The organism is Kocuria tytonicola (assembly GCF_003687455.1).
Classification (GTDB): Bacteria; Actinomycetota; Actinomycetes; order Actinomycetales; family Micrococcaceae; genus Kocuria; species Kocuria tytonicola.
Genome location: NZ_PHOA01000094.1, coordinates 1 through 9,288, shown reverse-complemented (window position 1 = coordinate 9,288; position 9,288 = coordinate 1). Strand labels below are relative to the sequence as shown.

General features: G+C 72.7%; 7 protein-coding genes. All 7 read right to left on the bottom strand.

Annotated elements, in window-relative coordinates:
- Window positions 1-24 precede the first annotated feature (24 nt).
- A complete protein-coding gene (murC, locus tag CWC38_RS09595; protein WP_121846534.1) occupies window positions 25-1,431 on the bottom strand; it encodes a UDP-N-acetylmuramate--L-alanine ligase in 1,407 nt (468 codons plus the stop codon).
- 32 nt (window positions 1,432-1,463) lie between these two features.
- Window positions 1,464-2,597 (bottom strand): undecaprenyldiphospho-muramoylpentapeptide beta-N-acetylglucosaminyltransferase, encoded by a 1,134-nt coding sequence (murG, locus tag CWC38_RS09590; RefSeq protein WP_121846533.1) that lies wholly within the window; start codon window positions 2,595-2,597, stop codon window positions 1,464-1,466.
- Window positions 2,594-3,982 carry a putative lipid II flippase FtsW gene (gene ftsW / locus CWC38_RS09585; protein WP_121846532.1) on the bottom strand — a complete coding sequence of 463 codons (1,389 nt, stop codon included), beginning with the start codon at window positions 3,980-3,982 and terminating at the stop codon, window positions 2,594-2,596. The genes murG and ftsW overlap by 4 nt, the downstream gene beginning before the upstream one ends.
- Window positions 3,982-5,532: a UDP-N-acetylmuramoyl-L-alanine--D-glutamate ligase gene (gene murD, locus CWC38_RS09580; RefSeq protein ID WP_121846531.1), complete on the bottom strand. Its 1,551-nt coding sequence runs from the start codon at window positions 5,530-5,532 to the stop codon at window positions 3,982-3,984. Before murD ends, ftsW begins: the two co-directional genes overlap by 1 nt.
- Before the next feature lie 77 nt (window positions 5,533-5,609).
- Entirely contained in the window at window positions 5,610-6,743 is a 1,134-nt protein-coding gene (gene mraY / locus CWC38_RS09575) for a phospho-N-acetylmuramoyl-pentapeptide-transferase (RefSeq protein ID WP_121846530.1), read from the bottom strand.
- 5 nt (window positions 6,744-6,748) lie between these two features.
- Window positions 6,749-8,227, bottom strand: a complete 1,479-nt coding sequence (locus CWC38_RS09570) for a UDP-N-acetylmuramoyl-tripeptide--D-alanyl-D-alanine ligase (protein ID WP_121846529.1) — start codon at window positions 8,225-8,227, stop codon at window positions 6,749-6,751.
- On the bottom strand, window positions 8,224-9,288 hold a 1,065-nt coding region (locus CWC38_RS09565; RefSeq protein WP_133306246.1), incomplete at its 5' end, for a Mur ligase family protein. The genes CWC38_RS09570 and CWC38_RS09565, both read right to left, overlap by 4 nt.

Here is a 9,288-nt window from a genome sequence, read left to right as displayed (position 1 = left end):
GGGACGGGGGCGTGGAGCGTGCCATCAGCGCCGGGCCAGGGCCGCGAGCAGCTGCGGGCCGAGCGCGGTGACGTCCCCGGCACCCACGGTCATCACGACGTCGCCGGGCTCGGCCCGTTCGACGACGGCCGCGACCGCCTCCTGCATGGTGGGGGTGGAGACCACGCGGGCATCCCGGGCGTGCCCCGTGATCGTGGCACCGGTGATGCCCGGCTCGGGCTGCTCCCGGGCACCGAAGACGTCGGTGACGCACGCGAGGTCCGCGAGCTCCAGGGCACGGCAGAACGGCTCCGCGAACTCGCGGGTGCGGGAGTACAGGTGGGGCTGGAACACCGCGAGCACACGGTGGCCCTGGGCCACGTCCCGGGCGGCACCGAGAGCGGCGGCCACCTCGGTGGGGTGGTGGGCGTAGTCGTCGAAGACGCGCACGGAACCCTCCTCTCCCTTGAGGTCGAAGCGCCGGGCGGAGCCGTGGAACTGCCCGAGCCCGGCAAGCAGCAGCTCGGGATCCCCGCCGGCGGCGAGGCCCGCGGCGAAGGCCGCCGCGGCGTCGGCCACGTTGTGGGCACCCGGCACGGCGAGCGCGAGCTCCACCTCGCGGCGTCCCTCCCCCGCGGGGAAGCTCAGGCGGCACGTGGCGCCGGTGCCCGCGGGACGCACCTGCGACACGTGGACGTCCGCGGAGCCGTCCGTCCCGTAGGTCAGCACCGCGGCACCCAGCTCACGACGCCGCCGCGCCAGGCGCGCCACCCCGGGATCGTCCACGCAGGCCACCAGGGTGCCGCCCTCACGGACGGTGTCCGAGAACTCGTCGAACGCGCGGTGGAACGCCTCGGCGCTGCCGTAGTGGTCCAGGTGGTCGGGCTCCACGTTGGTCACCACGGCGATCCGCGGGTGGTAGGCCATGAACGAGCCGTCGGACTCGTCCGCCTCCGCGACGAACCAGTCGCCGTCCCCGAAACCGGCGTTCGCACCGAGGTCCGCGACGAACGCGCCGATGGCCCACGAGGGGTCCAGCCCGGCCGTGCGCAGGGCCACGGCGGTCATCGAGCTCGTGGTCGTCTTGCCGTGGGTCCCCGCCACGGCGATGACGTGACGGCCGTGCATGGCCGCCGCGAGCGCCTCGGAGCGGTGCAGCACACGCAGACCGGCGGCGCGGGCGGCGGCGAGCTCGGGGTTGCTCTCCCGGATGGCCGTGGAGACCACCACCGTGGCGGCGCCGGACACGTTGGAGGCGTCCTGTCCCACGAAGACGGTGGCGCCGAGCTCCTCGAGCTCGCGCAGCCCCGCCGAGTCCTTGGCGTCGGATCCGCTCACCGGCACACCGCGGGCGAGCAGCAGGCGGGCCACGGCGGACATGCCCACCCCGCCCATGCCGATGAAGTGCACGCGCCCGAGGGCGTGGGGGTCGAGGGGTTGCTGGCTGGTCACGGGGAACTCTCCTGAGGGCGAGGGGAAGGGGATCAGGCGCGCGCGGCGTCGAGGGTCAGCCGCGCCATCACCTGCGCGGCGTCGCGCACGCCGTGCGCCGCGCAGGCCCGCGCCATGCGCTCCAGACGAGCGGCGTCCGTGACGAGCGGTGTCACGGTCTGCCGGTAGAACTCGGGGGTGAACTCAGCGTCCGGCACGAGCTCGGCGCCCCCTGCGGCCACGAGCGAGCGGGCGTTGAGCGCCTGCTCCCCGTTGCCGATGGGCAGGGGCACGAACACGGCGGGCAGGCCCACGGCAGCCACCTCGCACACCGTGGCCGCACCCGCTCGGGCCACGAGCAGGTCCGCGGCGGCGTAGACCGTCTCCATGCCGTCCACGAACTCGGTCTGCACGTAGTTCTCGGCGCGCAGCAGCTCACCGTCCGGGGTGCGCACCTCCTTGGTGCGCCCCGTCACGTGGAGCAGCTGGTAGCCGGAGCCCCCGATCTCCCGTGCGACCGCGGCCACCGTGCGGTTCATGGACTGCGCCCCGGACGAGCCGCCCGTGACCACCACGGTGGGCAGGTCCGGCTCGAGTCCCAGGGCGGTGCGTGCGGAGGCGCGCTGCGCCGCACGGTCGAGCGTGGCGATCTCCCTCCGCATGGGCATGCCCACGGTGTGGGCACCGCGCAGGGGCGTGTCGGGAAACGCCGTGGCCACCACCGTGGCGAAGCGCGCGCCCACCCGGTTGGCAAGTCCCGGCCTGGCGTTGGCCTCGTGGATCACCACGGGGATGCGACGACGGGCCGCGGCAAGGTACACGGGCGTGCACACGTACCCGCCCACGCCCACCACCACCGTGGCCTGCTGGGAGTCGAGGATGCACCCGGCCTGCTGCACGGCCGTGGCCATGCGCCGCGGCAGGCGGAGCAGGTCCGCGGAGGGACGGCGGGGCAGCGGCACGCGCTCGATCAGCTCGAGGGGCACTCCGGCCTCCGGCACCAGACGGGTCTCCATTCCCGACGCCGTGCCCACGGCGCACACGCTCGCGTCCGCCCGTGCCTCCTGAACCGCGTGGGCGATCGCCAGCAGCGGGCTGATGTGCCCCGCAGTGCCGCCGCCAGCGAGCACCACTCGTGCTGACCCCGCCCGCTGCGGGTGCTGGTGCGAGTCCTCGGTGGATGTCATCGTCGTGCCTTTCCGATCAGGCCGCCCAGGCTGCGGGTCCAGGCTGGGCGGGAGCCCTCGTGCTCAGAGTCGTAGCCGCGCTCGCGCGCCTCCTGCGCGTCCAGGATGCGCTCCTGCCCGTCACCGCCCGGTCCGCGGTCCGTGCGGACGCGCACCGTGCGGGGCACCCGGGCGAAGGACATCACCACGCCCACGGCGGCCATGGTGGTCAGCAGGGCTGATCCACCGTAGCTGATGAACGGCAGGGGGATGCCGATGACCGGCAGCAGCCCGGTGACCATCCCCAGGTTCACGAAGGCCTGACCCACGATCCAGGTGGTGATGCACGCCGTGGTGATCCGCACGAACGTGCTGCGGGTGCGGGTGAGGATGCGAGCCATGGCGACGACCACGACGATGAAGAGCATCAGGATGATGGTGGCGCCCACCAGTCCCAGCTCCTCCCCGATGATCGAGAAGATGTAGTCGTTGTGCGCCTCCGGCACGTAGTTGTACTTGAGCCGGGACTGGCCGAGCCCCACACCCCACCAGCCCCCGGTGGCCAGCGCGTTGAGGCCCTGCTGGGCCTGCCAGCACGCGTCCGTGGCGCCGCAGTCCGCGAACAGCCAGCCCGTGATGCGGTCGAGGCGGTGGGGCGAGGTCACCACCAGGAACAGGCCCACGACCACGAGCAGCGCCGCGCCGCCGACGAAGATCTTCAGGGGTGCGCGCACGAACCACAGGGCGCCCGCGTAGATCATGGCGAAGACGATGGCCGTGCCCGCGTCCCCTCCGGCGAGCACGAGACCGGTGGGGACGATGAACCCGAGGAGCGAGGGCCACAGGGCCTTCTTCCAGTCGTCCGCCACCTCCCGGCCCTGGCGGGCGAAGAGCGCGGCGAGCCAGATGCTCAGGGCGAGTTTCGCGAGCTCGGAGGGCTGGATGGACTGCCCGCCCACCACGAGCCAGTTGCGGTTCCCGTTGACCTCCCGTCCCAGCGGGGTGAACACGAGCGCGGACACGAGCACACTGACGAGCCACGCGGGCCAGGCGGCCTTCCGGTACACGTGGGTGGGCACGAGCGAGAGCACGACCATCAGGACCAGGCCGATGAGTCCGAACGCCGCCTGCTTGGCGAAGAGGGAGTACGCGGAGCGCGAGTCCGAGATGGACTCCACCGCGGAGGCGGAGAGCACCATCATCACGCCGATGCCGGTGAGCAGGACAACGCACCCGGCGAGCGCGTAGTAGGAGTGGACGAGCGGCCCGTCCGTGACGTGGTGCCAGACGTGGCGCGCACGGGTGCTCAGCGCCGCACCGCCGCGCCCGGCAGCGGGTGCGGCGTCCGGCCGCGCGCTCCGGGTGGTGCCCGTGACCGGTCCGGTGCCGGTGGTTCGGGTGGCCATCAGAACCCCAGTTCCTCGTGGACGCCGTGGGTGAACGCGGTGCCGCGGTCCGCGTAGTCGTTGAACTGGTCCATGGACGCGGCCGCCGGCGCCATCAGCACGGTGTCCCCGGGAGCCGCCTGCTCGCGCGCCAGGCGCACCGCGCGGCGCATGACCGCGTGGCCGTCCGCGGGGTCGGAGCCGTCCTCGGGGGCACCGTCCCCCTCGGCCCGCGGGGTGGCCACCAGGACGGGCACGTCCGGGGCGAGCCGCGCGAGGGAGTCCAGCAGGGCGGCGTCGTCCGTGCCGATCACGACCACCGCCTTGAGCCGGGGCGCGTGACGACGCACGAGATCGTCGTAGGTGACGCCCTTGGACAGCCCGCCCGCGATCCACACCACGGGGTCGAAGGCGGAGAGCGAGGCCTGGGCGGCGTGGGGGTTGGTGGCCTTGGAGTCGTTGATCCAGCGCACGCCGCCCGTCTCGGCGACGAGCTGGATGCGGTGGTCGCCGGGACGGTGGGCACGCAGCCCGTCCCGCACGGCTTCGGGCTCGACTCCGACGGCGCGCGCGAGGGCCGCGGCGGCCAGGGCGTTGGCGACGCCGTGGCGCGTGGGGATCTCCCCCGTGTCCGCGACCGAGCCGATCTCCGCGGCGGTCTTCACGCGGTCCGCCACGAACGCGCGGTCCACGAGCAGGTCCTCCACGACCCCCAGCATGGACAGCCCCGGGTGCTGGGTGGTGAAGCCCACGGCACGGCAGCCCTCGACCACGTCCGCCGCCGCGACGAGCTCCTCGGCGCCCTCCTGCTCGGCGTTGTAGACGCACGCCACCTGGGTGTTCTCGTACACGCGGGACTTGTCCGCCCGGTAGTTCTCGAAGCTGCCGTGCCAGTCCACGTGGTCCTCGGCCACGTTGAGCACCGCGGAGGCCACCGGGGAGACCGAGTGCGCCCAGTGCAGCTGGAAGCTCGAGAGCTCCACGGCCAGGACGTCGTACTCCACGGGATCGCGCAGGGCGTCCAGGATGGGCGTTCCCACGTTGCCCACGGCCACGGCCTTGAGCCCGGCGGCCTGCAGGATGGACGCGGTCATCCCCACCGTGGTGGTCTTGCCGTTGGTCCCGGTGATGCACAGCCACTGCGGGGTCCTGCGCCCCCGGCGCCGGCTCACGCGCCACGCGAGCTCCACGTCCCCCCAGATCTGGATGCCCTCCGCGCGCGCGGCCTCGAGCAGCGGGTGGGTGGGCCGGATCCCGGGTGAGGTCACCACCAGGTCCGGGCGCTCCCCCGCGACATCCGGCAGGCTCGTCATGGCGTCCGGGCCCAGCACGACGTCGCTCGCCCCCACGATCTTCAGGGTGTCCGCGCTCTGCCGGTTGCGCTCGGTGTCCCCCGAGTCCACGACCGTCACCACGGCCCCGAGCTCGATCAGGGTGTCCGCCGCCGCGAAGCCGGAGACGCCGATCCCGGCCACGACCACGCGCAGCCCGGACCACGGCGCGTCCCAGCTGGTCAGCTCCGCCAGCCGGGGATTGTCCAGGACGGGGTTCTCGTTGCTCGCGTGCATCATGTCCGGTGTCTGCCTCATCCTCAGGGGTCCGTGCGGGGGTCGTGGAGCGGGGTGCCCGGTGCTCACCGGGCGGGGCGTCAGTGCAGGGCCTCCGTGCCCGGGAACGCGCCGCCGTTGTGGAGCAGCCAGTCCCCGTAGAACACGCCCAGCGCGGCCGCCACGAAGAGCCCGGCGATGACCCAGAAGCGCACCACGATGGTGACCTCCTGCCAGCCCTTGAGCTCGAAGTGGTGCTGGAGGGGCGCCATCTTGAAGATGCGCCTGCCGTGGGAGAGCTTGAAGTAGCCCACCTGCAGGATCACGGACATCGTGATGACCACGAACAGTCCCGCGATCAGGACCAGCAGCAGCTCGGTGCGGGAGAGCACCGCGAACGCGGCCAGGGCGCCGCCCAGGCCCAGGGAACCGGTGTCCCCCATGAAGATCTTGGCCGGGGAGGTGTTCCACCACAGGAAGCCGATGAGGGAGCCCACCAGCGCCGCGGCCACGACCGACAGGTCCATGGGATCCCGCACCGCGTAGCACGCGGTCTGCGCCACGTTCTCGCACAGGTGCCCGGCCTGCCACAGTGTGATGAGCATGTACCCGCTGAACACCAGGAGGGACGCGCCGGTGGCGAGCCCGTCCAGACCGTCCGTGAGGTTCACGGCGTTGGTGGTGCCGGTGGCGATGAGGTTGACCCAGACCACGAAGAGGATCAGCCCCACCACGGGTCCTGCGAAGGCGAGGTCGATCCCGGTGTCCCGGGTCCAGGAGATGGCCGTGGAGGCGGGCGTGTTGCCCGCCGCGTCCGGGAAGAAGAGCACGAGGACCGCGAAGGCGCTGCCGATCGCGCCCTGCAGGACCATCTTGCCCGCGGCCGTCAGACCGAGGTTCTGCTTCTTGGAGATCTTCTTGTAGTCGTCCAGGAAGCCCACCAGGCCCATGCCCAGCATGAGCCCGAGCGCGAGCAGCCCGGAAAGGGTCACTCCCCCGTTCTCCGGCCACGCGATCACGCTGACGAGGTGGGTGATCAGGTACGCGGCCACCACCGACAGCAGGATGGCCACGCCCCCCATGGTGGGAGTCCCGCGTTTGGTCTGGTGGGAGGTGGGGCCGTCGTCACGGATGTACTGGCCGTAGCCGTTGCGCGCGAGGACCTTGATCAGGGCGGGGGTCCCGAACATCGAGAGCACGAGACCGAGCCCCGCTGCCATGAGCAACTGGATCATGGGGCTCAGCCCTCCTGGTCGTTCGAGTCGGACCCGGACGCCGCGATGCGGTCACCCAGGTGGTTGAGTCCGGCGGCGTTCGAGGACTTCAGCAGCACGATGTCCCCGGGGCGCAGCACCGAGCGCAGGTGCTCCTCGGCGTGCTCCGCGTCGGGCACCCACGCGGCCTCCTCGCCCCACGAGCCCTCCAGCGTGGCGGCGGTGTGGACCGGGCGGGCCGTGTCCCCCACGGCCACCACATGCGAGATGTTGAGCCGCACGAGCAGCTGGCCGAGGTCCGCGTGCGCGGCGATCGAGTCCTCACCGAGCTCGTACATCCCGCCCAGCACGGCGATCGTGCGCCGCGGCGGGTGCTCGGCGTCCCCGCGTCCGAGCTGCGCGAGCGTCTGCAGCGCGGCCTTCATGGACTGCGGGTTGGCGTTGTAGGCGTCGTTGATCACGGTCACGCCGTCCGCCCGCTCGGTGCGCTCCATGCGCCAGCGCGAGCGCGCGGCCGTGCCCTCCAGCCCCGCGGCGATGCGCTCCGGGTCCACACCGGCGCCCAGGGCCACGGACGCCGCGGCGAGCAGGTTGGTGACGTGGTGGGCTCCGATCAGCCGGGAGTGCACCGGGTACGCCGAGCCGTCCGGGAAGTGCAGGGTGAAGGACGGGCAGCCGTCCGCGCCCACCGTGACGTCCTCGGCCCACACGCGCGCGTCGTCGTGGCCGGTCTCGTGCGCGTCGGGTCCCTGGCCGAACGAGATGATGTGCGCCTCGGTGCGCTCGCGCATGGGACGCACGCGGGCGTCGTCGTCGTTGAGCACGGCCGTGCCCCGCGCCGAGAGGCACTCGACCATCTCGCCCTTGGCGCGGGCGATGTTCTCCACGCCGCCGAACTCGCCGGCGTGCGCGGTGCCCACGCACAGCACGGCACCCACGTCCGGGCGGACCATCTCGCACAGGTAGCGGATGTTGCCGATGTGCGTGGCACCCATCTCCACCACGAAGTACGCGGTGTCCTCGGTGGCGGTGAACACCGTGAGCGGGACGCCCACCTCACCGTTGTAGGAGTTGCGCGGGGCCACGGTGGGGCCCTCGGCGCCGAAGATCCCGTGCAGCAGGTCCTTGGTGGTGGTCTTGCCCACCGAGCCCGTGACGGCGACGACCGTCACGGGATGCTCTGCGCGCAGCCGCTCCAGCACGTGGCTCGCGAGTGCGCCCATGGCCAGGACGACGTCCTCGACCACCACGCAGGGGTACGGGGTCCCCGACTCGTCCACGACCTCGCGCTGCGTGAGGTGCAGCGCGGCACCGGACGCGGCGGCCTGCGGCACGAAGCGGTGGCCGTCCGTCGTCTCCCCGGGCTTGGCCACGAACAGCGTGCCGTCCGTGACCTCGCGCGAGTCGGTGGTGACCGACGAGACCGTCACGGCCCCGGGGTCCGGGACCCCGGCGAGCCGCCCGGCCACGGCCTCCGCGAGCTCCGCGGCGGTGATGGCGATCATTTCTGCTCCTTCGTCTGCATGTGCATCTCCGCCAGGGCGTCGCGCAGCTCCACGCGGTCGTCCAGGGGGATGTCCACGCCGTTGACATCCTGTGCCGTCTCGTGCCCGCGCCCGGCCACGACGATCGAGTCCGCGGGCCGGGCCATGCGCACGGCGGTGCGGATGGCCGTGGCGCGCGGCGCGATGACCAGCACCTCCGCCGCCCGGGCGCCGTTCGCCACGGCCTCCCGGGCACCCTGGGCCACCTGCTCGCGGATGGGGCCCGGGTCCTCCCGGTGGGGGTCGTCGTCGGTGACGATCACCACGTCGGCCTCCTCCGCGGCCACCCGGCCCATGACGGGACGCTTGGTGGTGTCGCGCTCGCCGGTGGCCCCGAAGACCACGATCACGCGGCCGTCGTCCTCGCGCGGGTCCACGGAGCGCAGTGCCCGCACGAGGGCGTCCGGGTTGTGCGCGAAGTCCACGAGCGAGGTGGGTTCGGTTCCCACGAGCTCCATGCGTCCCGGAACCGATGCGGTGAGCGGGTCGTGCTCGTCCAGGGCCGCCTGGAGCCGGTCGAGGGCCACGCCGGAGTCCAGCACCATGAGCACCGCGAGTGCCGCGTTGGCCACGTTGAAGTCCCCGGGCAGTCCCGTGTGCACGCGCAGCACCCGGCCGTCCGCGTGCTGCAGCACGAACGAGTTCCCGATGCCCTGACGGGTCAGCGAGCGCAGGGTCCAGTCGGCGGCCTCCGCGGCGGAGGTGTCGCTGCCGCGCAGGGCCACCGTGGTCACGGCGGACGCACCGAGGTTCTCCCTCGCGCGCTGCGCCATGGCACCGCTCCACGGCTCGTCCGGGGAGAGCACGACGACGGCGCGCCGCGTCCGCTCCCGGGTGAACAGCTGGGCCTTCGCCTCGAAGTACTCGGCCATGGACCCGTGCAGGTCCAGGTGGTCCTGGGTGAGGTTGGTGAACCCGGCGACGTCGTAGTGCACGCCGTCCACGCGGTGGAACTCCAGCGCGTGGGAGGAGACCTCCATGGCCGTGGCGGTGATCCCACGCTCCCGCATCAGGGCCAGGAG